The organism is Macrococcus sp. CoH-51_TC_04, assembly GCF_058188655.1.
The window spans coordinates 284617-309836 of record NZ_JBVGOY010000001.1; the positions used below are offsets into that span (position 1 = coordinate 284617).

Below are 25220 nucleotides of genomic sequence, written 5' to 3' on the forward strand. Positions count from 1 at the left end.
ATTATAAATATATTATGTAAACTATAAGTATATAAATGAAATAATATATTACATAAGGAAGGGTGCGTATGTCAGATCGTAATTTTTTTCAGTTTTTTGGGGGCAGAAAGTTATTGTTCACATTAACTGTATTAATATTAACTGGAATATTAGTATTGATAGTTAATCAAATTTCTTTTATCTTTAAACCATTTATCGTTATCTTCAATACAGTAATAGGTCCTGTCATCTTGGCTTTCATTTTATATTATCTTTTGAATCCGCTTGTCAATTTGATGGAACGTTATCGTATTAATAGGTTATGGGGTATCATTATATTGATTGGTACCATTATCAGTCTTTTTGCTTTACTCATCACCTGGCTAATTCCTGTTATAGAAGTTCAGATCACTGGGTTGGTTCAGAATGCTCCAGATTATTTAAATCATCTATTAAAAGATTTTAATAGATTATCGAACAATTCCAAGTTTGCTCCATTCCTGCAGAACATTCAGGAATGGGTAAATACAAATCTTAGTGATCTTCCTAAGAAGGTAGGAGAATACCTTGGTGATTTTTCAACGCGTCTGCGATCGGTTGTCGATACAGTTGCAAGCGTAGCTATTGTCATCATGACTTTCCCATTTGTACTCTTCTTTTTGCTTAAAGATGGCGAACAGTTCAAAAATTATGTATTAAAATTAACACCACCAAAATTTAGAAAAGACCTTCATGATATTTTAGATAAGATGAATGTTCAGGTCGGTTCGTATATACAGGGCCAGATGTTTGTTGCTTTCTGTATCGGGGTGCTATTGTTCATTGGTTATATGATTATCGGGCTTGAATATGCTTTAATTCTTGCTTGTATCGCTGCAGTAACAAGTGTAGTTCCATATTTAGGACCAATGATTGCTATCAGTCCTGCTATTGTTATTGCACTAGTTGATTCACCTTTTATGTTGCTGAAACTTGCGATTGTATGGATGGCCGTACAGTTTTTAGAAGGTCACTTTATATCGCCTAACATTATGGGGAAGACAATGCAGATTCATCCTTTAACAATTATTTTTGTTCTGCTTTGTGCAGGGAATCTACTGGGTTTAATCGGCGTTATACTTGGTATTCCTTTATATGCTATATTAAAGGTTTTGACTCAGTATATATTCGATAAATTTAAGAAACGTTATAATACGTATTTATCAGAAGATGGGGAAGTATATTGATTTTGAGATAAGTCATCATTCGTATAGAATGATGACTTATCTTTCATTTATTTCCAATAATATTTGGTTTTTTTCTTTTTTTTCTGTAGAATATGTATGAATTTAAATTAATTATTGTGAGTAGGGGTTTTATGAAAATATTATTTAATAATTATCGGAATGTAATTAAGTTTTTATTTATGGCATTACTATTTATTTTTGTGATATATCGTCTAAAGGGTGAGTTATCGACGATTGACTTCAAATCGACGATGACGGCATTTAAACATTTAGACTCTATACAGCTGGCGCTCCTTATTTTTTCTGGTCTTATTTCAGTCAGTATTTTATCTTTATATGATTTTGTATTAGCCAAGAGGATGCATCTGGAAATCAAGCATATGAAACTCTTTAATGTTAGTTTTATTGCAAATGCATTAAATGCGGTTATTGGATTTGGAGGAATGATAGGGGCAGGGCTCCGCTTACTTATTTATAGGAATTATACTGAGGATGATAAAACGCTTATCAAGGTCATTTCAATGATGTTGTTATCGATGATTTCAGGGATGAGTATTCTGAGTTTAGGTATCGTTTTTAATATATTTCCGAATACCCATGCTTTTGATCAGTACACTTGGTATAAAATTGGTATTTTTATCATTGCGCTCTATTTGCCGGTATTTCTTCTGTACACACTTATTAAGCCTGTTAACAATGATAAATTTCTGGGAATAATATTTACGCTTGTGTCAAGTGTTGAATGGCTGGCAGCGAGCGGTGTATTCTATCTGATATTTAAGTTTATACATATCGATGTCCAGTATTCGTTAATTATAGGTATCTTTGTTATCGCTGCTTTAGCTGGATTACTCTCCATGGTTCCAGGTGGTTTTGGTGCTTTTGATCTGATGATCCTTATTGGATTTAAAAGTATTGGCATCACCGAAGAAAATGTATTGCTTGCACTCGTCATATATCGCGTTGTCTATTATTTCGTTCCTTTCCTTGTCGCAATGGTTTTATCCACCTTTGAGTTTAAGGGATTTGCAAAGAAACAATTTGAAGAACGCTTTGAAGATAATAAGTATTTTGCACCTGCGATTGAAACAAGTTCATTATTTTTAAATCTGTTAAAAGATGTGTTAATACATCTACCAGCTATAGCCCTTGGTATCCTTTCTTTTATTACTGGGTTTGTATTTCTGATGACAAACAGTATATTGATAAACGATGCTATCTTTGATGTCCAGCACAATACATACACCTTCTTATCTTCTTTCTTCACGCTTGCTTGCTTACTGCTGATGATAAATGCGAAGGGTGTGATGCATGACACGAGACGTGCACATATCATCAGTATTGTTGCTGCTGCTGTAATATTAATCATTCTTTTCTTAACATTTGGAAATTGGCTTGTATACATTTGGATTGCAGCACTTATTTTACTTCTATTTATTGGGAATATGAACATTAAGATGATTAAACGTCCAATCACACTGTTTAGAGCAGGCTTAACGATACTGTTTTCTGTCATTATCCTTTCGCTCAATAGCTGGCTTATCAGAATACAGCTAAGTGAACTATTGGCACAGGATAGTATCGATTTTGACGGCAATTTAATGAGAAATTATTTTCTATTCTTTATTATTGCAACAATATTACTAATCAGTTTAACTTCGTATTTCTTCAATAAGAAATATATTGCTAATATCGCAATGGATGTTTCTGAAGAACAGCGTGCACAAATTATTGATATGTATGGAGGTAACTTTGTCAGTCACCTTCATTATTCTACCGATAAATCGTATTTCATTAATCAAGCTGAAGATGCTTTTATCATGTTTCAGACACATTATGATACAATTTTCGTGCTTGGAGATCCTATAGGAAATAAGCAATCATTCAGAGATTTATTATACGATTTCTACAACCAAGCTAACTATTACGGATATGAAATCATCTTTTATCAGGTGAAACCTGATTATCTTCCTTTATATCATGATTTCGGAAATATCTTCTTCAAGTTAGGTGAAGAAGCAGTGATACCTCTTAACGATTTTACTATCAGTGGTAAGAAGAAACGTGCATTTCGTGCAACGGTGAATAAGTTTGAATCACAAGGCTATTTTTATGAGGTTGTGCATCCACCATTCAGTTCAGATTTTATAAACCAGTTACAAACTGTATCTGATGAATGGTTAAATGGAAGATCAGAAATGAACTTTTCAGTTGGAAGCTTTAATGCGTATTATCTCAATAAGGCACCTGTTGGCGTCATAAGAAATGATGAAGAAATCATAGGATTTGTATCATTTATGCCGACAAATTATAATCACTCTATTTCAGTTGATATGATTCGCTGGAAAGAGAATGAGTTTCAGATGATGGACGGTCTATATTTAAATACGATGTTATACGTCAAAGAACATTACGATTACTTTAATATGGGAATGGCACCACTATCGAACGTTGGCAGCCATAGATATGCATTTTATAGAGAGCGCTTTGCAGGAAGGATATTTGAGACAATTTCTCATATCTATAGTTTTAAAGGCTTACGTAACTATAAAGAGAAATTTAATCCAAACTGGGAGCCACGCTATCTCGTCTACAAGAAGGGGAATAGTCTGATGACGTCTATGATAAGAGTGAGTTATCTCATTAATAAAAAGACAAGAAATTAATTTTTCTTGTCTTTTATTTTTTGTCTTGTTTCTTGTTCTCTTTTATAACGTTCAGGATCCTTCTTATAGAAGTCCTGATGATAGTCCTCTGCCTTATAGAATGTCTTTGCTTCTCTTATTTCTGTGACAATCTGTTTATCGAAATTAGGTTGAATGTTGCTAATATAGTTTTCAGTAATCTCTCTTTGGTTATTATCTGAGTAAAAGATTGCCGTGCGATACTGACTTCCTCTATCTTGATATTGCCCATCATTGTCAGTCGGATCAATAATCTTAAAGAATATTTCAAGTATTTGTAACGTCGTGAATACTTGATCATCATATTGTATTTCTACAACTTCAAGATGACCAGACGTACCGGTTTTTACTTGTTCATAGGTTGGATTTTCAATATGCCCCCCCATATAACCACTAGTGACTGATGATACGCCATCATATGTATCAAAAGGTTTAACCATGCACCAGAAACAACCACCTGCTAAGTATATTTTCTTTTTCATATATTTCTACCTCCTTTTTGTTATTTTACTTTATTATTTGGAAAAGAAACCGATATATGCTTGCAATAATGTAAATTCTTTTATAAGTTTATTATATTGTAATATAGAAAGCAGGGTATATATGAGCGAAGGGATAACGCCAAGAAGAAAAAGAAAGAAAATCAGATTAAAAAAACTACCATTTGTAATTTTGGGATTAGTTTTATTACTTATACTGGTAGTAGTTTTTATCAAATCAAGTTATAATAGTGGCCTAGATTTAGCAGCAAAACATGGACAAAAGCATGTCAACTATGACTTTAATGGAGTATCGAATAAAGACGGTAAATCAAATGTTTTAATTTTAGGTCAAGATCGCATGATTGATGGCTCAGCAAGAACGGACTCCATTATGATTGCACAGTATGACTTCCTTAATAAGAAGGTAAAAATCATTTCAGTCATGCGCGATATATATGCTGAAATCCCCGGATATAGAAACTATAAAATTAATACAGCCTACACGTTAGGTGGGCCGGATTTACTGCGTAAGACGATAGAGAAAAATTTAGGTATTCCAATAGAACATTATGCGATTATAGATTTCAAAGGGTTCGAAGCCATGGTAGATGAAATCTCACCGTCTGGAGTACCGGTAAATGTGGAAAAGGATATGTCTGAGAATATCGATGTATCTTTAAAGAAAGGTCAGCATAATCTAAATGGTAAAGAATTACTAGGTTATGCTCGTTTTAGACATGATGAAGAAGGGGACTTTGGACGCGTAAGACGTCAGCAGCAAGTGATTTCTGCTTTAAAACAAGAGATGGTCAGTCTTCCTGTACTCTTTAAAACACCGAAATTGGCGGGTATTGCAAGAGGTTATGTCAATACAGACCTTAAAGATGGCGAGATATTTCGAATGGGTACAAGCTTTGTTATTCGTAGTGATAAGAAGCAGAGTACTTTGACTGTACCGGTAAAAGGGAGCTTTCAGCAGGCAAGCTACCCTGAAGCAGGTTCTGTGCTTGAAATAGATAAAGAAATGAATAAAAAGGCGATACAGAAGTTCTTAAATGAGTAAAAACAGGAGAAGCGATTGCTTCTCCTGTTTTTATTGTTGATCTGATAATAGTTGACCCGCTACTGCATAACGCTCTTTTTTAAGTTCTTCAATAAATACATGAACTTTCTCTTTCGGTGCTCCAGAGTTACGACTTACAACTTCCGTTACTTCTTCAACGATTTTCTTTAACTGTTCTTCAGAACGACCTTCAACTAATTCTACTGTTACGAATGGCATAAACATTCTCCTTTACATCTTAAATTTATTGTTCAAAGTTATAATATACTATTCATAGATATTACGGTTAACAGAGGATCCATTACCACTTACCCAGTCGTCCATGCCGTCGTCTTCCATAATCTCGACGTTAACATCTGTAACATGAGGCTGTTTTAATAATGCGCTCGCTACCGATTTTTTGATTTCTGTTAATTCTCTTAAATTAAATTCATGGTTTGAAACTTCGATCAATGCTTCAACGTGCTTATCTTCGCCTTCTTTCATTACAACAAGACGTTTGATATCTGAAACATCAGGATGTTCTAATATCACTTTAGAAGCATTAACTTCCATCTCTTCATCTGCACGCCCGATTGCACCAGCTGCATTTTCCATGAAGACTTTAAACACAACATAGAACATTGCTAAACCGATGATGACAGAAACGATACCTTCAACCTGACTCCATCCTGTAAGGCGAGCAATGATTATCGCGATTAATGCAATGAATCCACCACCAGTTGCCACTGTATCTTCCATGAATACCAGTTTCGTTGCAGGTTTGGCACTTCCGATATTAGCAAAACTAGTAGTTAGAGGATGAAGTCCGTTTGTAGGCTTGTTAACTTCCTCAAGTACTTCTTGTCCTGCTTTATATAATACTGATCCTTCTAATACAACACCAATTAATAATACACCAATAGCAATTAAAAATTGATTTAACGATTGCTCTTGATGCGTTGGATTCATAATATGATGTATCCCTTCTAACACTGTTTCATAAGCTAAAATTGCAACGATGATCACGGCGAATAAACAAACGATGTTAACCAGGCGGCCATATCCAAATGGAAACCTTTCATTCGGTGCTTTCTTAGAAACAGCTGAGCCGACCCAGACAAAAAGTTGGTTTGCAGCATCACCATAAGAGTGCATCATTTCTGCGAACATTGCAACGTTACCAGTAAATATATAGGCAACTAGCTTTAAAGTACCTAAAAAAAAGTTGACGATTGCTGCAATTAAAGAAGATTTACTCCCTTTTTTGAGTAATGTAAATAATCCTGTCATAAAATTCTCCTAACATATTTAATTTTCTATTTACTTTACCTATTATAAGTGAAAATAAACATAATAAAAAGGATACTCGATTGATTTAATGCTATTACTTTATTTTAAATTTTCAATTAACTATGCGACAATAGAAGTAACTTATTTCAGGAGGGTTATTATGTTTAAAGAATTATTAACATCTATCGGTATTGGAGATTCTAAAATCAATACAAAGCTGGAGAAGATATCATTCAGGTTAGACGAAGATATTAACGGGGTAGTGGATGTACACGAATTAGATGGGCTGGAGATCGATCACATAGAACTATCATTAATTGAACGTAAGAAAAATAAGGATGAAATGAGCCAATTTGAATACTTAGATGAGAAATTAGCATCATTTACCATCGAAAACAGAGGATCAGAAACAATTCCATTCACATTTCCGGCAATTCATAACGTAGAAGATGTAAATCATACGTTCGTGATCATTACACATGTATTTGTCAGTAGCTCAGTTGATTATTATGATGAAGATGAAATTTACTTTGAAAGTGTCCGTTAAATTTAGCAAATAAAAATTGATTCACATTATATCAAAAATATAAAACTTCGGTTCATTAACCGAAGTTTTATTTTATATAATTTCTTAAATTTTCAATATTTCTTAATAGAAAACCGTCAAAAGGGAACACGTTATTACGATATAAAGATTCTAGTTTTTCTTTTAGGTGATTTACCTCTGTTATTAAGCTTGCCGGATATTGATATTTTATTATGTTAATTTCAAATTCGTCTTCATCGTGTATGATGAATAAGCTTTCTGAGTGGCAGAGACTTAAGAAGAATGTATGATTCATTCTCCTCTATAAGTTCTGATTTCCATGAATAGTGAATAGAATGGTCGTATTTATATGTATTACCATTGTATTCTTTCATTTAAACCTCCGTTGTAAATTTATTGATTTAATTATATGATATATTAATCAGAAAATTCTTTAAATAAAATTATATTATTAGAGGAGTAATTTATGGACATTACATTTACAAAAGATAATATGCGTTTCAAATATAGAGCTTCAGCGCTAATTATAGAAAATAATCATATTTTATTACAAAAATTCAATGATTACTGGACACCACCTGGCGGCAAAGTTCAAATGCTAGAAGATTCTAAAATAGCCTTGAAAAGAGAGATATTAGAAGAACTATCAACTGACATAGAGATTGAACAAAGTGCTATTTTCATTGAACAAACATATCATTCACAAGAAAAGTCATTCCATGAGCTCGGCGTTTATTATTTTTGTCATTCCAAATCATTATGGGATAGAGGAATATCTATAATCGGAAATGAAAATGGAGAAGATATGGAGTATCGATGGTTCCCGGTAAATGAAATCGATAAGATCAATATTCAACCAGTAATATTAAAGGAAAAGCTGTTAAGCGAGAATAAGGATTTTGAACATATTATTAATCATGAAAAGGACTAAGGAGGAATTTAGATATATTTATTTGGACAATTCTATCTCTAATGTTATAATGTACACGATATTGTACGTTACGGGAGGGTCATTTATGAATACTTATACACCTACTAGTGCTAGAAAAGATTTTTTCAACATTATAAAATCTGTTAATGAAGATAGTAAGGAAATTTACATTGCACCAACTAAAATTGGAGAGAAAGGTGCTGTTTTAGTCGGTGAAGATGATTGGAATGCCATTCAGGAGACGTTATTCTTATTAGAAAAAGGTATTGCTTATCAAATCGAGCGACGTAAAGATGAAGAAGAAATTGATTTTGACAGTACATGGGATAATATTTAATGTACAAAGTGGTTATGAAATCTAGTGTCAAGAAAGATCTGAAAAAGATAAAAAACACACACTTAGAAACGAACTTTCTAAAAATCATTAAACAGCTTAAAGAAAATCCATATAATAATAACCATTCTTTCGAAAAACTAATTCCCCCAATAAAGGGGTTTTATTCGAGAAGGTTAAATGTACAACATCGTATTGTTTATACAGTAAATGACGAAGATAAAATTGTAACAATCTATTCAGCATATGGGCGTTATGAGTGATCATTCTACAACTTTACTGAGCATTATCTTATCCATCGCCCTAATACCATTTTCCATAAAGACTTCTTTATATTCATTGATAAAGAAGTCTTTTTCTATTTCTTGAATTCTAAATCCACACTTTTGATATAACGCGAGTTGATTCAGACTTGAGTTTGCTGTGGCGATGATTAACTTATCGTATCCTGAATGCTTCGCTATTTTCTCCGCTTCTTCTAACATCACCTTACCATAACCTTTCCCATGATAAGCTTCACTTACTGCAATGTTCATTATTTTAATGGTTGATTCACTAACTTCTTTTAATACGACAACACCAATAGGTTTACTTTGTTCTAATATATACATTGAACTTTCACTAATATATCGATTAATCATTTCAATCGAAGGGTCAGCTAATAGCAATAACTCTAAAATTTCATCGTTGATTTCATAAACTTGTTTTAACATCGAATCACCTTTTTGTAAGAATTTTCTGTATAATATCATTATATATTTTTTTCTTATGATAAACACAGAAAGGTGCATATTAATGAAACCAATCTATACTTTTGAACAAGCAGCTGATTTAAATAAGTATCATGCTGATATAACATATTTCCATACACAAATTAATGATTTCCAAAAATACCTTATAGATAATTTTCAGTTAAAGGATATACCACATGGTGTATTCTGGACATCACGTTTTGTGATGGAGGAGGTACTCGAAAAGCCAGTACCTGCTTTTACGAGAGATGAAGCGATTTATATGTGTGCTGATCGTGATTATTGGGAACAATATTTAACAGCGTTGCTTCCAGAAGTTTTAAAAGATAAATACACGTCATATTATACCGAACACACTAAAGATGAGATGCTAGCAATATTAGGACATGAACTCGCACATCATATTAATCTATTTCTTGCTGAATTTGATGAAGAGAAACCAACGTGTGAAGATATGTGGTTTGAAGAAGGAATGGCGACTTATCTTCCTAGAAAGTTCTTTTTTGATGAAAGATTATTCTGTGACGTATATCATCTAGAAAAGACGCTCTATGAATATTATTTAAATGAATTTGGTGACCTACCTTTAGAACACTTTACATATGATATTTACTCGCACCCAAAGGAATATATTATGTTCCATTACTGGATGAGTTTTGTTAAAGTCACTCAGTTTGTAAGTCTTGTAGATGGAGATGTATCACGTTTATTTAAACTTTATCATGATTGGGATAAAGAAGGGAGAAAGGTATCTTTAGCGCATTATTTTAAAACACATATTTAGGAGGGTGCCATGCATATTGATGATTTAAATGATCACTTGCCAGGCTTTCATTTTTTGAAGTTAGAAAGCTTTAACAAGGGTTGGTCGGATGATCAAAAATATATTGTTACAACTCGAGATGATAAGTATCTATTACGTCTTTCTTCTATTGATAGAATAGAGGATATTCAATTGCAAATTAATTTAGTTGAACAGTGTATGAACCTTGGACTTCCAGTGCAACAATTAGTATCACACGGCGACTATCATAATCATTATTGTTTACTATACCAATGGATTGAAGGTCATGAAGCTAAAGAAATATTACCGACATTAACTTTAGAAGAACAATATGAGCTTGGTCTTGAAGCCGGGAGAATATTGAAAGCCATTCATGCTATACCTGGAGCAAATCAGTTTGGATGGCGTGACTTTTTCCTAAAGAAAATCGAACGTAAGAAATCGATGTATCTAAACTGTGAATATAAATATGATAATGATCAGTGTTTATTTAATGTAATAGAAAAGTATGAAAATCGTATCATCTTATAATGAAAACGACATTGTAAAATACAAATTGAATCATCTTCTATCTTATATACGAGCCTATGTTCATGAGTTATCCTTCTGCTATAGCAACCTGTATAGTTTACTAATAATTTTTCTGGCTTACCAATACCTTCATTTGGGCCATCAATCATAATACTCTTTATTAGTTTATTTATTTTCTTTAATACAATTTTATCGTTAGTTTGCCAGTACGTATAATCTTCAAAACCACTTGAATAAAATAGTATCTTTTTCTTAGGCATCTAAATCAATCTCAACTTGATGTAAGTTATTTTTATCAATTGATTCATCAATCGCTTTTTGTAATCTTTCGGCATTCGCTGGTGTACTCTGTAAATAAAGTGTTTCAATCATACTATTATAATCTTGTTCAGATAATATCACGGCATTATGAGTGTTTGTTGTTATTGTGTAAGGTTCACAGTCTTCATTAACAATATCTATTATTTTTCTAAAGTTTGATCTTGCATTAGAATATGTTGTTACTTTCATTTTATCCCCTCCTTGTACAATTATATTGTCCGCTTTTGTTTTATTATGTATATTTTGATTACTTTTTACTATTTGGTTTTATGTATGATATGATAGTTGCTATTTTGTTAATGTTCTACTATTTTAATTTTCAGAAAATTGTTTATAATAAACATATGATACGTAAATGGAGGTTGGATACTTTGACATTAGGCGTTTATAGAGGGCAGGTAGTTTTGAGTGATTATCAAGATGCTTGGGTAAATGATTTTGAGCAAGTAAAACAAGACATTATTAAAGCTACTGACATAGAATCGAACGATATTCAGCACATTGGGAGTACATCAATACCTGGATTAGCAGCTAAGCCAATTATTGATATATTGATTGGAGTTGAAGATTACAAAAGTATGCCGAAATCATTTTATGATGCATTAATAACGATAGGGATTTTCCGTTTACGAGTTGAGAGAGCAGATGAGATTGTGTTAGCAAAATTCGAAGGTGACTCATTCCAAAAACATACTTGCTTTATTCATCTTGTATCGAAAGAACAACAAAAATGGACAGATTTATTAAAATTTCGTGATTATTTACGATCTAATCCTGATGCTAGATATGAGTATCAACATTTAAAGGAATATCTGTCAATACAATATCCAGACAACAGAGCTAAATATACACAGGAAAAAGAGGCATTTGTCAATTCTATTTTAAATAAGTAGAATAAGTGCATTATTTTACCAATTTATTCGAATGGATAAAGAATTATAATATATTTATTTTGAGGTGATATTTTGGAAGCTTTATTAGTTATTGATTTTCATACACACTTTTTAGAAAAGGGTGATTTTTCAGTAGTTAAGAAGAATGCTATTCATCTAGTAGAAGTATTTAAAGAAAACAAATTACCTGTCATTGCAGTGGAACATATTAATCACGAAACAAATAAGGCATTTCCTTTAGAGCCAGTTATTCATAAAAATGCCGATAAGATTTATTCTAAAAATAAACCCAGTGCTTTTAAAGATACGGATTTGCAACAATATTTAATTTCACTTGGTGTTACTGAACTGATCATTATCGGTTTTAATATGGAATATTGTATTTTATTTAATGCGATTATTGCTAATGAACTTGACTTTAAAGTTATAGTAATCGAAGATGCTTGTGCTACAGTTAATAATTCAGAAACATATGAAATGCCTGGGTTAGATATTAATGACTTTGTATCTACAGTTTTGCATTGGTCTGATGAAGTAGAAGTTCTGATGATAGACGAGTATGTGTGATTTGGGTTATTTATTTTTTTAAGTTGAGGTCATTTTTAGCTGAGGATAAATTTTAGGTTTGATGTTTCTAATTTTCATATTAAATGAGTAATATTTCAATCGATTCATGATACTATATTAGTGAACTACACTCTTAATAGGATGTGATTATTTCATGGATATTAATAATCTAAAGCTTACTCAACTCTATTTGAATCAACGTAAAGTGGATGAGGTAAGTGAATGGCTGGATGATGTTTCTGTCAAAAATACAATAATCTCAGTAATTCAGTACGACAATCAATTTTATATCGTTGATGGTCATACACGTTGCTTCGTTGCTTTTCAAAAAGGGGTTACTGATATCCCGGGTGAAATTTATGATGTTGATAATACATCAGTAGAGATGCAATTATATCTTGATTGTATAAAGTGGTGTGAACAAGAAAATATTTATCATATTAATGATTTATCCCATCGCATTCTAGTAGAAGCAGAGTTTGAAAAACTATGGATTGAGAGATGTCAAAGTCATATGGAAGATATTCAGGATGCTCGTGATGCTAATATTGCTTATCGTGAGCATTTGAACTACAAAGTAACCTATACTCACGAAGAAGTCATGAAATATTTCACTCTGTAATCTTATCGTGTGTATGTTTAATGATTTATTCTTTGTTATGATTGTATTTACTCCGTCTAATATGGAATTGTATCCCATAATAGACGGACTTTTTATTTGATCGAAAACAGAACGTATGTTCTATTTTTATTGAAAACGAACATACGTTCTGTTATGATTAAATTAACATAAAGATTATAAAGAGGGTGCTTAATATGTATGATTACAGTTTATGCGAGAGAAGAGATGTACTCTGTATTGACCAGAAGAGTTTCTTTGCCAGTGTTTCCTGCATCATGAAAGGGCTTGATCCCATGACGACAAAGCTTGCTGTTGTAGCAGATACAAAACGCCAGGGTTCTGTCGTTCTTGCTGCTACATCGCCACTTAAAGCTATTGGTATTAGAACAGGATCACGTCTATTCGAAATCCCACATCATCCGGATATTTATATTATCAATCCCTCAATGAAGGAATATCTAAAGGTCGCAAGTCAAATTTCAGAAATTGCCCTGAAATATGTCGCACCAGAAGATTATCATCAATATAGTATTGATGAATTTTTTATGGATGTGACAAACAGCTACCAACTGTTTGCAGATTCGAGTTATGATTTGGCATTAAAGATAAAGGATGAAATCTATGAGAAAACTCAAATTCTCTGTGCTGTAGGTATAGGTCCAAATGTGTTGCTAAGTAAGATTGCGCTAGACATGGAAGCTAAGAAAGCAGATCATGGTGTTGTACAGTGGCGTTATGAAGATGTACCTGAGAAGATGTGGTCGATAGAACCATTAAGTACTTTCTGGGGGATTAATCGACGTACAGAGAAGAAGCTGAATCAGAAGGGCATATTCACCATTGGACAACTTGCAAATTATCCTCTTCACTATTTAAAGCGTGATTTCGGTATGATTGGTGTTGATCTTCATCTGCATGCAAATGGTATTGATTCCAGCATTATAAGAGAGAAACACCAGATCTACAAACCTTCTGTGAATAAGAGTCAGATTCTAATGCGTGATTATCATTTTCACGAGCTCCGTGCAGTCGTGATTGAACATATCGAAGAGGTTACATTTCGATTACGTGCGGATAATCGTATCGCCAGAACAATCAGCTTTACAATCGGTTATAGTGATGAAGGAAGCGTCAGTAAGAGCTATACGTTATCAGAAGGTACAAATCTTACTTCAGATGTATTTAGAATCGTATGGGGGTTTATGCAGCAGATGTGTGATTCGAATAGAAAGTATCGCACTGTAAATATCGCTCTGACAAACTTGATGAAGGAAGAAGATAGGCAGCTTTCACTATTTGTAGATGAGTTTGAACGTGCGAAAGAAGAACGTCTAGAAAGAACAATTGATGAACTGCGTACCCGCTTCGGGAAGAATAGCGTACTTCGTGCAATCTCCTACACTGAACAAGGCACCGCGCGTAAGCGTAATGGATTGATCGCTGGTCATAAGGCGTAGTCAGATATCATAGATTTAAACAAGCACTCTATTATGGTAGCGAAGCATATATGCGTGATATAGATTTATCAAATGAATCTGAATAAGAAGATATCACAATAATGAAACCCCATCGAGCGTAAATATGCTTGATGGGGTTTCGTGGGTTATTAAGTATATCAACGATTAAGAAAAATGATATTTAATCACCAATGTAATCTCTGCCGGCTTTTCTGATGTATTCCGATATGTATGATCTAAGCCTCCTGAAAAACGGATTGAATCATCTTTTTCAAGTGAATATGAAGCCCCATCCACGATTATCGTAAATAGCCCTTCATTAACGATGATATATTCTTCAGAATGCGCAGCCTGATCACTTGAAATAATTTCAGAATGCGGCTGTAATGTCATCTTCAATATTTCAATCTGTTCTTCACTATCATAATACGGTGTTATCTGAATAAGACCGTCTTCAGAATAGATTGTTTGAATATCATTCTTTTTGATCACATGCACCGTATTTTCAGATTCATGTAAAAGTTTAGATAATGGGACTTTTAAGCCGTTGGATATTTTCCAGAGGGTAGAAATTGTCGGATTCGATTGTCCTTTTTCTATTTGATTAAGCATCGCACGACTTACACCAGAAATTGAAGCAAGCTTTTCGAGACTTAATTGCTGTTCTTTTCTTATATGCATCAGGTTTTGTGACACGACTAAATTAATTTTTTCCATATTAAACCTCTTTCTTGACTATATTAGACGAAAAGTATAATATAACAGATGTTGTTTTTATAGCAGATATTTTGTTCATTATAACAGATTAATAGAAAGAGGGATTGTTTTGTACACAAAAAGGTTTAGAGGGTTGAAGCTTTTATTACTGGTTGCTGTGTTATTGTTATCAGCAAACTTACGCGCACCGCTCACATCAGTTGGCGTATTATTACCTGCAATCAATGATGACTTACAGCTGTCAGCATTTGCTACAAGTATTATCGCGATACTGCCATTGCTGGCATTCTCATTTGCTTCATTATTTGCTGCACCTGTTAGTACCAAGATAGGATTAAATCGAACGATCGTCTATGCTTTGATTGTCATTACAGTTGGTATTATACTCCGATCATTAGGCAGTAGCACGTTATTATTTACAGGAATCCTGTTAATCGGTATAGGGATTGCATTCGGTAATGTACTAGCTCCAGTATTTATAAAAGCATCATTCCCTTTACAGGTTGGTTTAGTGACAGCGTTATATACAGTTAGTATGAATATATTTGGTGCATTATCATCAGCAGTATCCGCACCAATTGCAAAGGCTACAAACTATAATATTTCATTAGCAATGATTGGTATTGTTACAATCATCACACTAATCTTCTGGATAATCGTATTACAGAAAGATAAAGAAGTAGAAGCACCACAGCCTGTAGCCGTGACATCGAGTATTTGGCGATCACCACTGGCATGGCAGATAACACTATTCATGGGTGGACAGTCGGTCATTTTCTATAGCTTGATCAATTTTCTTCCGATAATACTAAAGGAACAACATATACCCGTAGAAGTAACAGGAGGTTATTTAACAGTATTACAAATAGCAATTATTATCTTTACATTTATTATTCCGATGATTGCAGCTAACATGGCACACCAGGTTTATTTAGGGTGTATAAATGGGCTGTTATTTATTGCGGGAATAGCTGGGATGATTTATGGCGATGTTAAATATATGCTTGTTTATATCCTCTTCATAGGCGTAGCACTTGGAATATCATTTGGGCTTGTAAATTTATTCTTCTCTATGAAAACAGAATATACACATACAGCGAAACAGTTATCAGGAATGGCACAGGCAATCGGCTATTTATTTGCAGCACTTAGCGTACTTATCTTCGGCGTAATTCATGATTATACACATGACTGGAGTCATTCATTATATTTCCTATTGGCAGATGCTTTATTGATGCTCATAGTTGGAATGCTTGCAGGACGTAAACATACGATAGAAGGAAATACAATTAAATAGAAAACCTTAAAAAGTAATCACCATTCATAAAACAAAAAACTTTCAGGTCTCCTGAAAGTTTTTTTATCGTTTAATCACAAGCTCTGAAAAGTTATAAAATCCAGCAGTAGTCACTTTGGCGTTATGAATGCTGATTGGTACTTTAACATCTTGAGTAATGTTGAAGATAGGGTAGAGGGTATGTGATTCAAATAACGACTGATTAATCGCATGATTCAGTACGTGCCACTCGCGGGCATCTGTTGTGATATATCTATTATAATAATCCCTTAAAAGAGGATATTGTTGTGATAAATGGTGATGCATCGTTTTATTTTGATAGAGCATCGTAAAGTATTCAAAGGATTCCGCTTCACTAAAGAACATACCGTGGATATAGATATCCCCCTCAATTGTTATTTCACTTTTAAAGGAAGTCATAATATCGATAGGTTTTAATACCGTTTCTATATTGTATTGCTTTAAATACCTTTTATACTGGAGCATCTTTTTTTCGATATAGCTCGGATAGACCATTGTTATAGAGAAATGATCTTCTAATTTATTTAGTGATTTAAGCGAAAGTGGCTGATCTTTCAGAATATAAGGGGTTCCTTTACTTGTGTGTATATCTGTAACTTGATGAACGGACTGCTGAAATAAGTAATGCACAGTTGCTTTCTGTATATCTGATAGCTTATTTTGTGCGAGTGACAGGACATAATAAAAACCATCCGTTACTTCGATATGCTGGAACGTATCACTATCACTTAACGTAAAGTTACTTTCTTTAAGCTTCGGTATATATATTAATTCCACTTCATCAATATATGATTGATAGCCATAATACTGATCAAATGATTTTAAAGTCGTTTGAAATTCATTATTCATTGCGATATAAAATGGTCCAGTACCGATAATTTGCTGCTTATCCTGCTTATAGATTGCAAGATTTAACTTACATAATACGTCTTTGAAATATGGAAAATCGTGATAATATACTTTAACTGTAAGTTTATTAATCACTTCAATTGACACAATTGGATTTAATAGCACTTTCGTCTCCTGATACGCTATCGCATGACTCAGACATCGTTTAATATCTTCAGCAGTTACTTGAGTACCATCATGAAAGTAAACATTCTTCCGTAAATATATCACTGCATAATCATCATAGAAATCGATATGCTGTGCTATCTTATAATGATATTGATTCGAATGTCTATCATATGCGATTAACGTGTCATAAATATTACTTAATATATTTGAGCTATTGATATCAACCACTTCTAAAGGATGAGAATAGAGTGGGGCGTAGCGCTTCTTAACGACTAATTTATCTGCATCAGCTGTAGATACCCCAAGTAATTGATTCGCTTTCGTAATCAGCATCTGTTTATGATGAATAGACCAGTCCCACGTTAAATATTGAATAGCATCTGACAATTGATGTCGCGTTAGCATTGCATTCACCTTATTGAAATATAATGTATCGATATCCACGAACCATTGAACCGTTGATTTATTCCCGCGACCACGTGCACTCTTAAAAGTTAGATAACCACTATCCTGCCATCTTTTTAAACTTCTGGATAAATGCTTCTGACTCACCTTTAACTGTTCACTGACAGACGATTGATGAAATGCTGTAATCTTTAAATTATAGAATGACAGTAATAATCGCTCCATAGCTCCTCCTAAAAGTGGACTAAAATAAAATATTGTCCATTTTTTAATCATTAAGTCTACTTTATCATATGTAGAAAGTTAGGGGGAATGAAAATGAAAGTTCGTGATTTACCGATTAATATCCAACTCAGATTGTGGGGTTCATTTGTCAATCGCTGTACTTATAGTGCGACACTACCATTTATTGCACTTTATTTAACTGATCAGCTGAATGCAAGAATCGCTGGATTGTTTTTAGCATCAATCGTCTTTGTCCAGTTTATCAGTAATATTTGGGGAGGTTACTTAGTCGACCAATTTCCGAGAAAGAAGATACTGATATTTGGTTCATTCACAGAAGCATTATCGCTAATATTTATGTGGCTAACCGTTGTCAACTCATGGATTTATCTATTTATGACGACATTTATACTCTTTACCATATTTAGTGCATTTCGCAGACCTTCTATGAGTGCACTTGTACAGGATTCAGCAACAGATGAAAATAAGAAATTATTATATCGTATGGATTACTGGCTAATAAATTTATCACTGGCAATCGGAGCACTCCTGGGTGGGCTATTCTATAGCGAACATAAAAGCTGGCTATTCTTTGCTTCAGCGATGGTGGCACTTATATTAAGTTTCTTATATATGAAATATATTGAAGAAACAAACAGCTTTATCCGTAAAAAAGAACATAATAATGTCTTTGTAGACCTGTTCATTGCCTATCAGACTGTCGTTAAAGATAAACGATTCGTATTGATGGTAATCGGTACGATGTTCATTGCAACTGTGGAGCTCATGACAAGTACTTACGTTGCTGTAAGGCTTCATAAGAACTTTGAAACGATTTACTTATTCAACTTTGAAATTACCGGTATTCGAATGTTTACAATCATTAACCTCGTTAATACAATTACCGTTGTTTCATTCTCTTTACTAATTGGTAAATGGTTAGATAAATTTAAAGTAAGTAGAATCCTAGGATTTGGGCTATTGATGTACGCAATAGGATATGCTGTGCTCACTTCAGCAAATATGTGGTGGCTGATTATCATAGCCATACTTATTGCTACATTTGGTGAAATGATTTTTGCGCCGATTAAAAGTGCTGAAATGCTGACACTAATACCAAAAGAAAAACGAGGTACCTATAATACATTCAGTTCATTCACGTTTAGTGGCGCACAGCTATTATCTAATGGGTCTTTAATCCTCGGAACATATTTAAATCCATATGCGATGAGTGTAGTTGTGTTTGTGATTGTTACAATAGGGGCAATGCTCATGATGAATAGCTTGTTTAAAATGAAAAAGAATTAATATTACATAGATATAAAAACTTTCAGTAGACTGATAATTCCTTAGAAAATTTAATAAACTTTCAGTTAACTGAAAGTTTTTGTATTTTTCTTATCAACCATTGTACTCCCTCTCATTATCAGATAAGATTAAATTATCAGTAAATTTGAAAAGGAGAATGAAAATGTATCCAGATGTTAATAGCACGATGCAAGAGATTGAGCGTTTAGTAAATATTCCAGGTCCGTCAGGTTTTGCGTTTAAAGCAATTGCCTATGTGACTGAAACGTTAGAAGCGGTTGGTTACAATGTACAGCAGACTAATAAAGGTGGGGTATTAGTTACTGTACCTGGAAAAGATGATACACGTCATAAATATTTAACAGCGCATGTTGATACGTTAGGTGCGATGGTTAAAGAGATTCTACCGAGCGGCCGCTTACGTTTATCAATGGTGGGTGGTTTCAGGTGGAATGCTGTTGAAGGGGAGTACTGTGAAATCCATGCGAATGATAAAGTGTATACAGGAACGATCTGTCTCCATGAGACAAGTGTCCATGTTTATCGTAACGCAGGTGATATCAAACGTGATGAGGATCATATGGAAGTGCGTATTGATGAAATCGTGAAGTCTCAGGAAGATACTGAACAGTTAGGTATCAGTGTCGGAGATTTTATTACGTTTAATCCAAGATGCGAGATTACTGAATCCGGATTTATAAAATCGCGTCATCTAGACGATAAGGCAAGCGCTGCGATGCTGATTCAGTTGTTACGTCATTTAAAAGCTGAAAATATTGAACTGCCGCATACGACACATTTCTATTTCTCGAATAATGAAGAGATCGGTTATGGTGGTAACTCTAATGTTCCGGAACAAGTTGTAGAATATATCGCTGTTGATATGGGGGCGTTAGGTGATGGGCAGGCATCTGATGAATATACGGTATCCATCTGTGCAAAAGATAGCTCAGGCCCATATCACTATCAATTGAAACAACATTTAGTAAATCTTTGCAAAGACAATAATATTGATTACAAAGTAGATATTTATCCATATTACGGTAGTGATGCAAGTGCTGCAATGAGTGCTGGTCACGATGTTAAACATGGTCTATTTGGAGCGGGTATTGAATCTAGCCATGCGATGGAACGTACACATAAAGATTCGCTACTGAACACAGAAAAACTTATCTATCATTATGTTATGAGTCCTGTACTTTAAGTTAAATGTTTTTATTCACTCCCTTTCTTCGTTATAATGTATTTATAACAAAGAAAGGGAGTGTTTATTATGGCGAAGAAAGTTCTAATGGTTTTAACGAATCACGACACTTTGAACGATGGCACACCAACAGGTCTTTGGCTCGGTGAGGCTGCAGAGCCTTACAAAGTATTCCAACGCAATAATATTGAAGTAGATTTCGCTTCGATTCAAGGTGGTGCTGTACCACTTGATCCCAATTCCACTCAGAACGACGAAACGAAGAAATTCCAGGATGTCGTACAAAAACTAGGGAAAACATTGAAATTAAGAGATATCGTATTTGAAAACTATGACGGCATATTCATACCAGGAGGCCATGGTACAATGTACGATCTACCAGGAGATCCTGATTTACAGAATATATTGGCGTTCTATAAAGATGATAATCGCGTTATCGGTTCAGTTTGTCATGGTCCAAGCGCATTTATAGGGGCTAAACTAAAAGATGGCAGTTCATTGATCGATGGCGTCAAACTAACTGGATTCACAAACGAAGAGGAACAACAGATGAACTTGGACAACAACGTTCCGTTCGCTTTACAAACTGAACTCGAAACAAACGGTGCAAGATTTGTGAAAGGTAAGGCATTTGAATCAAATGTCGTAACGGATGGTAAGTTTGTAACTGGACAGAACCCTCAGTCCAGTACAGATGTTGCAGAAGCATTTGTAAAAGTACTATAATAAAAACCGCACTCTTGTGCGGTTTTTATTATATAAAGACAAGCTTGAAAATGATACCGTTAATGATGCCTATAAGGAGACTTAGCATCGTCCCAAGTAAAATATATTCACTTTTTTTATCGATTTTATCAGGATTATGATGCGTACCATCATCTTTAAGATCATTAAACCGTAATATTGATTTGCTTGCTATTACAAGCCCGATTGCTGTATATTCGCCGAGTATAAAAAATAAAATAACCAGCATTCTTTCTATATAGCCTATAAGTAATCCGATGTTATCGGATGTCTTCATTTCACTCGCGCTCATAAAAGTTAAAATACGTTTAACGACTGGGCCTGATAGCAGGTAGAAGAGTGTACCTATCAGCATGATGATTATTTTTAGAGCCATGTTAAACCTCCTTGTAACGACTGGATGATTGAAGGTTCAATAGTGCATTGTGCATCAGAAAATGTTAAATGTTTCTTGATTAGTCCGAGCTGCTTGTAATGCGCTTTATTCAGATGTTCTGAAATAGTGGAAACGCTCTTGTTGTTCAGCTGAGCAATTTCTTTTTGTGTATCGATATAGAGCGACTGCTGGAAGATCGCTTGCTGTAACAGAGAATGATTTTGGACAATTTCAGTAAGATAAGGGAATAAGACATCATTATAAAGCGACATATCTGCCGCTTCAATCGTAACATAAAAATCACTGATATCTGATTTCTTAATGCGATCTAGATTATTACGTGCTGCTTTTGTCAGCTTACTGTTCCAGTGTTCAATATGCCGTTTAGGAACCTCCTCATTGCCTGCTGCAATACCAAATTTTACTGGCTGAGATTTATAGGGCCATAACAGTTTAATATAGTACGATATCAATAGTGTCGCATGTGTACAATCACTAACAAAAAAAAGTTCATCGCCCATTCTGTAATTAATATAGCTGAAGTTAAGGGATTGCGTCCATTGTTCGATACTTTCTGTCATCCCTTCGAGAGCTTTACTGATGTCATCTGTATTATTCAGCTGTGTACTATTTGAAACGTCCATAATAAATATAGAAAGCATAATATCCCTCCAAAATTCGGTTATATAACCGAATTTTTAAAATTCCGGCTATATAACCGAATTTTATCATGAGCAACGTAAAATCACAAAGATAGTGCATTAAAGATTGAAGTAATAGCCTTATAAGGAGCCGAACTATAATTATAAATGATTTTTACGGTATGAATATGTTAATATGATGCTTGAGATGATAAAAGAAGGAGAAAACAAATGAAATTTACAACACTTACACGTGAAGCATTCAGTGCTTTCACAGACCAGCATCCAAGTCATTTTACACAGATGGCTGTAAACTATGATCTGAAGATCTCAGAAGGTATAGAGACACATCTGCTCGGTGTGAAAGATGAGAATAATGAAATCATAGCAGCAGGTCTATTTACATCAGTTCCTATAATGAAAATCTTCAAATATTTCTATTCAAACCGTGGTCCTGTCATGGATTATCACAATAGGGAACTCGTAACGTTCTTCTTTAATGAACTTAAGAAGTATATGAAACAGCATAAAGCGTTAAATTTAAGAATAGACCCTTACGTACCATACCAGTTACGTAATCACGATGGGGACATCATCGAAACATATAAGACAGATGATATTTTTGAAACATTGAAATCCCTTGGTTTCAAGCATGATGGGTTTACAACTGGATTTCACCCGATACACCAAATCAGATGGCATTCAGTCCTGGACCTAAAAGATAAAACGAAGGAACAGCTCATAAAGGATATGGATAGTCTTAGGAAGCGTAATACTAAGAAGGTCATTAAAAATGGTATTAAAGTAAGATATCTGGAAAAAGACGAGCTCCATATTTTCCGTTCATTTATGCAGGATACAAGTGACAAGAAGGATTTCGAAGATCGTGGAGATGAATATTATATCTCAAGATTAGAAAAATTTGGAGATCGTGTGAAGATGCCGCTTGCCTATATTGACTTTAATACTTATATTCCCGAGCTAGAAGCAGAGCTTACAGAAATAGAACGTGCAATAGACAAAGCCAAAGCTGATATCGAGAGTAAACCAGAAAATAAAAAGGCACAAAATAAGTTAGCGGATAACGAAAGACAAAAACAAGCACTTTTAGAGAAACTGAAAGAAGCACAGCAACTGAAAGAAAATCATGGTGACACATTACCGATTGCTGCTGCGTTTTACTTTATAAATCCACATGAAGTAGTTTATTATGCCGGAGGGTCTTCGAATGAATTCAGACATTTCTCTGGAAGTTATGCAATTCAGTGGCACATGATCAACTATGCTATAGATCATGGCATCGACAAATATAATTTCTATGGCATTAGCGGTATCTTCAATGAGGATGCACCTGACGCGGGTGTTATTAAATTTAAAAAAGGTTATAATGCCGATGTCGTTGAGTATATCGGTGATTTTGAACTCCCTGTCAATAAAGGTGTCTATAATATATACAAACGAATCAAGAAATAAGTATTACTGGAGGCAGTATCTATGAAGTTTACAGAATTAACCGTTGAGGAATATGACCAATATATGTGGAAAACTGAGGCGATGAGTCATTATTTTCAAATGAAGGAGAATATAGAAAATCGTGAACAAAAAGGTTATCCCGTTGTATTGCTTGGTGTAAAAGAAGGAGAACGCGTCATCGCTGCAAGTCTCTTCTCGAAGATTCCGATGCTTGGAGGTTATCAGTACTATTCTAATAGGGGACCTGTGATGGACTTCCATGATTCGAAACTGGTTGACTTCTTCTTCAGAGGTCTTGACCATTACTTGAGACGTCATCAGGCAGTATTCGTAAAGATTGATCCTTATTGGATATACAAACGTTATGACAAGGATGTCAATGAAAAGGATGATGCTGCGAACGATGAGATTATTCATCAGCTCAAACAGCTTGGCTATCAGCATAAAGGATTCAAAAGAGGATACTCACCAGATGAACAAGTACGCTGGATGAGCGTCATGTATTTGCATGGAGAGACCCCGCAATCTCTGATGAAACAATTTGATTCCCAAAGAAAGCGCAATATCAAGAAAGCACAAAAATATGGTGTAAAAGTACGAATGCTGCATAAGGATGAACTGAATCTATTTCTTGATCTCTATCGAGAAACTGAAGAGAGAACCGGATTTATATCAAGACCGGATGACTATATGCAAGGATTCAATGATACATATGGAGAAAATATACTACTACCATTAGCGTATATAGACTTAGATGAATATATGCAGCAACTTTCCGAAGAACTTACACAAGCAGAAACTTCACGAGATCAGATGATGGCAAATGAAAATAAGAGCGAAAAGCAACTGACGAAAATTGCGCAGAAAGATCGTGATATCGATCACATAAAACAAGAGCTGCTTGAAATAAGCGAATTGCGAAAAACAGATGGGCAAATACTAAATCTGGCAGCGGGCATGTTCTTCCAGAATCATTATGAAGTGAATTATTACTCAGGGGGTTCAAGCACAAAATATAACAAGTTCATGGGTCCATATGCAATGCATTGGTATATGATCAATTATTGTCTGGACCATGGCTATGACCGTTATAATTTTTATGGTGTGTCCGGAGATTTCACTGAAGACAGCGAAGATTATGGTGTATATCGTTTTAAACGTGGGTTTAACGCACAGATTGAGGAGCTCGTCGGTGACTTTATAAAACCAATCAATAAAACTAGATACAATGCATATCAGCTATTAACAAATGCGCGTACTAAAGCTGCACAAATAAAACAACGTATAAAAAAGTAATCACTTTAAGTGATTACTTTTTTATATATTTTAGTTTACATAATATATATT

Annotated in this window: 30 protein-coding genes; 19 read left to right on the forward strand and 11 right to left on the reverse strand. The window is 34.1% G+C overall.

What is annotated here, in order from left to right; translation table 11 throughout:
* Nucleotides 1-68 precede the first annotated feature (68 nt).
* Nucleotides 69-1205: an AI-2E family transporter gene (locus ACZ2V4_RS01415; protein ID WP_490514431.1), complete on the forward strand. Its 1137-nt coding sequence runs from the start codon at nt 69-71 to the stop codon at nt 1203-1205.
* 131 nt (nt 1206-1336) lie between these two features.
* Nucleotides 1337-3871 (forward strand): bifunctional lysylphosphatidylglycerol flippase/synthetase MprF, encoded by a 2535-nt coding sequence (gene mprF / locus ACZ2V4_RS01420; protein WP_458619990.1) that lies wholly within the window; start codon nt 1337-1339, stop codon nt 3869-3871.
* On the opposite strand, the gene msrA is transcribed toward mprF, so the two are convergent.
* Complete coding sequence (msrA, locus tag ACZ2V4_RS01425) at nt 3868-4371, reverse strand: peptide-methionine (S)-S-oxide reductase MsrA (RefSeq protein ID WP_413474638.1); 504 nt, start codon at nt 4369-4371, stop codon at nt 3868-3870. The two genes, mprF and msrA, sit on opposite strands and share 4 nt — an antisense overlap.
* A gap of 121 nt (nt 4372-4492) precedes the next feature.
* Here msrA and ACZ2V4_RS01430 point away from each other — a divergent pair, with 121 nt between their 5' ends.
* The gene (locus ACZ2V4_RS01430; protein WP_490514432.1) at nt 4493-5434 is read left to right on the forward strand and encodes an LCP family protein; all 942 of its coding nucleotides are present in this window, start codon (nt 4493-4495) and stop codon (nt 5432-5434) included.
* A gap of 30 nt (nt 5435-5464) precedes the next feature.
* On the opposite strand, the gene thmT is transcribed toward ACZ2V4_RS01430, so the two are convergent.
* Nucleotides 5465-5653, reverse strand: coding sequence for a 2-hydroxymuconate tautomerase (gene thmT, locus ACZ2V4_RS01435; RefSeq protein ID WP_041635987.1), 189 nt, complete (start codon nt 5651-5653; stop codon nt 5465-5467).
* A gap of 48 nt (nt 5654-5701) precedes the next feature.
* Nucleotides 5702-6706: a cation diffusion facilitator family transporter gene (locus ACZ2V4_RS01440; protein WP_420495984.1), complete on the reverse strand. Its 1005-nt coding sequence runs from the start codon at nt 6704-6706 to the stop codon at nt 5702-5704.
* A gap of 160 nt (nt 6707-6866) precedes the next feature.
* On the opposite strand from ACZ2V4_RS01440, the gene ACZ2V4_RS01445 reads away from it, so the two are divergent.
* Nucleotides 6867-7253, forward strand: a complete 387-nt coding sequence (locus tag ACZ2V4_RS01445; protein ID WP_413474634.1) for a sporulation protein — start codon at nt 6867-6869, stop codon at nt 7251-7253.
* Between the two features lie 233 nt (nt 7254-7486).
* On the opposite strand, the gene ACZ2V4_RS01450 is transcribed toward ACZ2V4_RS01445, so the two are convergent.
* The gene (locus ACZ2V4_RS01450; RefSeq protein ID WP_458619991.1) at nt 7487-7627 is read right to left on the reverse strand and encodes a hypothetical protein; all 141 of its coding nucleotides are present in this window, start codon (nt 7625-7627) and stop codon (nt 7487-7489) included.
* Between the two features lie 92 nt (nt 7628-7719).
* Here ACZ2V4_RS01450 and ACZ2V4_RS01455 point away from each other — a divergent pair, with 92 nt between their 5' ends.
* The 3 genes from ACZ2V4_RS01455 (at nt 7720) to ACZ2V4_RS01465 (ending at nt 8781) form a co-directional block, all read left to right on the forward strand.
* Nucleotides 7720-8184 (forward strand): NUDIX hydrolase, encoded by a 465-nt coding sequence (locus ACZ2V4_RS01455; protein WP_144780700.1) that lies wholly within the window; start codon nt 7720-7722, stop codon nt 8182-8184.
* An 85-nt stretch (nt 8185-8269) separates the two neighbouring features.
* Nucleotides 8270-8521: a type II toxin-antitoxin system Phd/YefM family antitoxin gene (locus tag ACZ2V4_RS01460; RefSeq protein ID WP_490514433.1), complete on the forward strand. Its 252-nt coding sequence runs from the start codon at nt 8270-8272 to the stop codon at nt 8519-8521.
* Complete coding sequence (locus ACZ2V4_RS01465) at nt 8521-8781, forward strand: Txe/YoeB family addiction module toxin (RefSeq protein ID WP_490514434.1); 261 nt, start codon at nt 8521-8523, stop codon at nt 8779-8781. Before ACZ2V4_RS01460 ends, ACZ2V4_RS01465 begins: the two co-directional genes overlap by 1 nt.
* Here the strand turns inward: ACZ2V4_RS01465 and ACZ2V4_RS01470 are convergent, their stop codons facing one another.
* Nucleotides 8782-9231, reverse strand: a complete 450-nt coding sequence (locus tag ACZ2V4_RS01470) for a GNAT family N-acetyltransferase (RefSeq protein ID WP_490514435.1) — start codon at nt 9229-9231, stop codon at nt 8782-8784.
* Nucleotides 9232-9313: 82 nt separating this feature from the next.
* Between ACZ2V4_RS01470 and ACZ2V4_RS01475 the strand changes: the two genes are divergently transcribed.
* Entirely contained in the window at nt 9314-10054 is a 741-nt protein-coding gene (locus ACZ2V4_RS01475; protein WP_490514436.1) for a hypothetical protein, read from the forward strand.
* A 9-nt stretch (nt 10055-10063) separates the two neighbouring features.
* Nucleotides 10064-10585, forward strand: coding sequence for a phosphotransferase family protein (locus ACZ2V4_RS01480; RefSeq protein WP_490513128.1), 522 nt, complete (start codon nt 10064-10066; stop codon nt 10583-10585).
* Here ACZ2V4_RS01480 and ACZ2V4_RS01485 read toward each other — a convergent pair.
* Together ACZ2V4_RS01485 and ACZ2V4_RS01490 are read right to left on the reverse strand one after the other, a co-directional pair.
* The gene (locus ACZ2V4_RS01485) at nt 10534-10845 is read right to left on the reverse strand and encodes a Txe/YoeB family addiction module toxin (protein ID WP_419894914.1); all 312 of its coding nucleotides are present in this window, start codon (nt 10843-10845) and stop codon (nt 10534-10536) included. The genes ACZ2V4_RS01480 and ACZ2V4_RS01485 overlap by 52 nt on opposite strands.
* Nucleotides 10838-11095, reverse strand: a complete 258-nt coding sequence (locus ACZ2V4_RS01490; protein ID WP_490514437.1) for a type II toxin-antitoxin system Phd/YefM family antitoxin — start codon at nt 11093-11095, stop codon at nt 10838-10840. Before ACZ2V4_RS01490 ends, ACZ2V4_RS01485 begins: the two co-directional genes overlap by 8 nt.
* 182 nt (nt 11096-11277) lie before the next feature.
* Here ACZ2V4_RS01490 and ACZ2V4_RS01495 point away from each other — a divergent pair, with 182 nt between their 5' ends.
* The 4 genes from ACZ2V4_RS01495 to ACZ2V4_RS01510 all read left to right on the forward strand — a co-directional run bounded on the left by ACZ2V4_RS01495 (nt 11278) and on the right by ACZ2V4_RS01510 (nt 14445).
* A complete protein-coding gene (locus ACZ2V4_RS01495; RefSeq protein WP_219520600.1) occupies nt 11278-11799 on the forward strand; it encodes a GrpB family protein in 522 nt (173 codons plus the stop codon).
* A gap of 72 nt (nt 11800-11871) precedes the next feature.
* Nucleotides 11872-12366 carry a cysteine hydrolase family protein gene (locus tag ACZ2V4_RS01500; RefSeq protein WP_490514438.1) on the forward strand — a complete coding sequence of 165 codons (495 nt, stop codon included), beginning with the start codon at nt 11872-11874 and terminating at the stop codon, nt 12364-12366.
* Nucleotides 12367-12520: 154 nt separating this feature from the next.
* Nucleotides 12521-12988, forward strand: coding sequence for a hypothetical protein (locus ACZ2V4_RS01505; protein WP_490514439.1), 468 nt, complete (start codon nt 12521-12523; stop codon nt 12986-12988).
* Nucleotides 12989-13182: 194 nt separating this feature from the next.
* Nucleotides 13183-14445, forward strand: coding sequence for a Y-family DNA polymerase (locus ACZ2V4_RS01510; protein WP_490514440.1), 1263 nt, complete (start codon nt 13183-13185; stop codon nt 14443-14445).
* Between the two features lie 165 nt (nt 14446-14610).
* On the opposite strand, the gene ACZ2V4_RS01515 is transcribed toward ACZ2V4_RS01510, so the two are convergent.
* Nucleotides 14611-15162 (reverse strand): helix-turn-helix domain-containing protein, encoded by a 552-nt coding sequence (locus ACZ2V4_RS01515; RefSeq protein WP_219494772.1) that lies wholly within the window; start codon nt 15160-15162, stop codon nt 14611-14613.
* Nucleotides 15163-15271: 109 nt separating this feature from the next.
* Between ACZ2V4_RS01515 and ACZ2V4_RS01520 the strand changes: the two genes are divergently transcribed.
* Entirely contained in the window at nt 15272-16459 is a 1188-nt protein-coding gene (locus tag ACZ2V4_RS01520; RefSeq protein ID WP_490514441.1) for a CynX/NimT family MFS transporter, read from the forward strand.
* A gap of 63 nt (nt 16460-16522) precedes the next feature.
* Here the strand turns inward: ACZ2V4_RS01520 and ACZ2V4_RS01525 are convergent, their stop codons facing one another.
* Nucleotides 16523-18127 (reverse strand): ABC transporter substrate-binding protein, encoded by a 1605-nt coding sequence (locus ACZ2V4_RS01525; RefSeq protein ID WP_283722168.1) that lies wholly within the window; start codon nt 18125-18127, stop codon nt 16523-16525.
* A gap of 93 nt (nt 18128-18220) precedes the next feature.
* On the opposite strand from ACZ2V4_RS01525, the gene ACZ2V4_RS01530 reads away from it, so the two are divergent.
* The 3 genes from ACZ2V4_RS01530 (at nt 18221) to ACZ2V4_RS01540 (ending at nt 21365) form a co-directional block, all read left to right on the forward strand.
* Nucleotides 18221-19435, forward strand: coding sequence for an MFS transporter (locus tag ACZ2V4_RS01530; protein WP_490514442.1), 1215 nt, complete (start codon nt 18221-18223; stop codon nt 19433-19435).
* 163 nt (nt 19436-19598) lie between these two features.
* Entirely contained in the window at nt 19599-20639 is a 1041-nt protein-coding gene (locus ACZ2V4_RS01535) for a M42 family metallopeptidase (protein WP_101140579.1), read from the forward strand.
* 69 nt (nt 20640-20708) lie between these two features.
* Nucleotides 20709-21365 carry a type 1 glutamine amidotransferase domain-containing protein gene (locus ACZ2V4_RS01540; RefSeq protein WP_086038691.1) on the forward strand — a complete coding sequence of 219 codons (657 nt, stop codon included), beginning with the start codon at nt 20709-20711 and terminating at the stop codon, nt 21363-21365.
* A gap of 28 nt (nt 21366-21393) precedes the next feature.
* On the opposite strand, the gene ACZ2V4_RS01545 is transcribed toward ACZ2V4_RS01540, so the two are convergent.
* Nucleotides 21394-21759, reverse strand: a complete 366-nt coding sequence (locus ACZ2V4_RS01545) for a hypothetical protein (RefSeq protein WP_012656944.1) — start codon at nt 21757-21759, stop codon at nt 21394-21396.
* On the reverse strand, nt 21750-22421 hold the full coding sequence (locus ACZ2V4_RS01550) for a hypothetical protein (RefSeq protein ID WP_120785523.1): 672 nt from the start codon (nt 22419-22421) through the stop codon (nt 21750-21752). Before ACZ2V4_RS01550 ends, ACZ2V4_RS01545 begins: the two co-directional genes overlap by 10 nt.
* Nucleotides 22422-22631: 210 nt before the next feature.
* Between ACZ2V4_RS01550 and ACZ2V4_RS01555 the strand changes: the two genes are divergently transcribed.
* The gene (locus ACZ2V4_RS01555; RefSeq protein WP_490514443.1) at nt 22632-23873 is read left to right on the forward strand and encodes an aminoacyltransferase; all 1242 of its coding nucleotides are present in this window, start codon (nt 22632-22634) and stop codon (nt 23871-23873) included.
* 21 nt (nt 23874-23894) lie between these two features.
* Nucleotides 23895-25169 carry an aminoacyltransferase gene (locus tag ACZ2V4_RS01560; protein WP_283722164.1) on the forward strand — a complete coding sequence of 425 codons (1275 nt, stop codon included), beginning with the start codon at nt 23895-23897 and terminating at the stop codon, nt 25167-25169.
* The last annotated feature ends 51 nt before the right edge of the window (nt 25170-25220 follow it).

Bases quoted from the DNA above. Each gene is read 5' to 3' on its own strand.
- thmT (WP_041635987.1), bottom strand. From the start codon at position 5,653: ATGCCATTCGTAACAGTAGAATTAGTTGAAGGTCGTTCTGAAGAACAG.
- ACZ2V4_RS01555 (WP_490514443.1), top strand. From the start codon at position 22,632: ATGAAATTTACAACACTTACACGTGAAGCATTCAGTGCTTTCACAGAC.
- ACZ2V4_RS01560 (WP_283722164.1), top strand. From the start codon at position 23,895: ATGAAGTTTACAGAATTAACCGTTGAGGAATATGACCAATATATGTGG.
- ACZ2V4_RS01450 (WP_458619991.1), bottom strand. From the start codon at position 7,627: ATGAAAGAATACAATGGTAATACATATAAATACGACCATTCTATTCAC.
- ACZ2V4_RS01440 (WP_420495984.1), bottom strand. From the start codon at position 6,706: ATGACAGGATTATTTACATTACTCAAAAAAGGGAGTAAATCTTCTTTA.
- ACZ2V4_RS01465 (WP_490514434.1), top strand. From the start codon at position 8,521: ATGTACAAAGTGGTTATGAAATCTAGTGTCAAGAAAGATCTGAAAAAG.
- ACZ2V4_RS01430 (WP_490514432.1), top strand. From the start codon at position 4,493: ATGAGCGAAGGGATAACGCCAAGAAGAAAAAGAAAGAAAATCAGATTA.
- ACZ2V4_RS01470 (WP_490514435.1), bottom strand. From the start codon at position 9,231: ATGTTAAAACAAGTTTATGAAATCAACGATGAAATTTTAGAGTTATTG.
- mprF (WP_458619990.1), top strand. From the start codon at position 1,337: ATGAAAATATTATTTAATAATTATCGGAATGTAATTAAGTTTTTATTT.
- ACZ2V4_RS01415 (WP_490514431.1), top strand. From the start codon at position 69: ATGTCAGATCGTAATTTTTTTCAGTTTTTTGGGGGCAGAAAGTTATTG.
- ACZ2V4_RS01535 (WP_101140579.1), top strand. From the start codon at position 19,599: ATGTATCCAGATGTTAATAGCACGATGCAAGAGATTGAGCGTTTAGTA.
- ACZ2V4_RS01480 (WP_490513128.1), top strand. From the start codon at position 10,064: ATGCATATTGATGATTTAAATGATCACTTGCCAGGCTTTCATTTTTTG.
- ACZ2V4_RS01455 (WP_144780700.1), top strand. From the start codon at position 7,720: ATGGACATTACATTTACAAAAGATAATATGCGTTTCAAATATAGAGCT.
- ACZ2V4_RS01445 (WP_413474634.1), top strand. From the start codon at position 6,867: ATGTTTAAAGAATTATTAACATCTATCGGTATTGGAGATTCTAAAATC.
- ACZ2V4_RS01490 (WP_490514437.1), bottom strand. From the start codon at position 11,095: ATGAAAGTAACAACATATTCTAATGCAAGATCAAACTTTAGAAAAATA.
- ACZ2V4_RS01515 (WP_219494772.1), bottom strand. From the start codon at position 15,162: ATGGAAAAAATTAATTTAGTCGTGTCACAAAACCTGATGCATATAAGA.
- ACZ2V4_RS01510 (WP_490514440.1), top strand. From the start codon at position 13,183: ATGTATGATTACAGTTTATGCGAGAGAAGAGATGTACTCTGTATTGAC.
- ACZ2V4_RS01545 (WP_012656944.1), bottom strand. From the start codon at position 21,759: ATGGCTCTAAAAATAATCATCATGCTGATAGGTACACTCTTCTACCTG.
- ACZ2V4_RS01530 (WP_490514442.1), top strand. From the start codon at position 18,221: ATGAAAGTTCGTGATTTACCGATTAATATCCAACTCAGATTGTGGGGT.
- ACZ2V4_RS01460 (WP_490514433.1), top strand. From the start codon at position 8,270: ATGAATACTTATACACCTACTAGTGCTAGAAAAGATTTTTTCAACATT.
- ACZ2V4_RS01505 (WP_490514439.1), top strand. From the start codon at position 12,521: ATGGATATTAATAATCTAAAGCTTACTCAACTCTATTTGAATCAACGT.
- ACZ2V4_RS01485 (WP_419894914.1), bottom strand. From the start codon at position 10,845: ATGCCTAAGAAAAAGATACTATTTTATTCAAGTGGTTTTGAAGATTAT.
- ACZ2V4_RS01540 (WP_086038691.1), top strand. From the start codon at position 20,709: ATGGCGAAGAAAGTTCTAATGGTTTTAACGAATCACGACACTTTGAAC.
- ACZ2V4_RS01525 (WP_283722168.1), bottom strand. From the start codon at position 18,127: ATGGAGCGATTATTACTGTCATTCTATAATTTAAAGATTACAGCATTT.
- ACZ2V4_RS01550 (WP_120785523.1), bottom strand. From the start codon at position 22,421: ATGCTTTCTATATTTATTATGGACGTTTCAAATAGTACACAGCTGAAT.
- msrA (WP_413474638.1), bottom strand. From the start codon at position 4,371: ATGAAAAAGAAAATATACTTAGCAGGTGGTTGTTTCTGGTGCATGGTT.
- ACZ2V4_RS01475 (WP_490514436.1), top strand. From the start codon at position 9,314: ATGAAACCAATCTATACTTTTGAACAAGCAGCTGATTTAAATAAGTAT.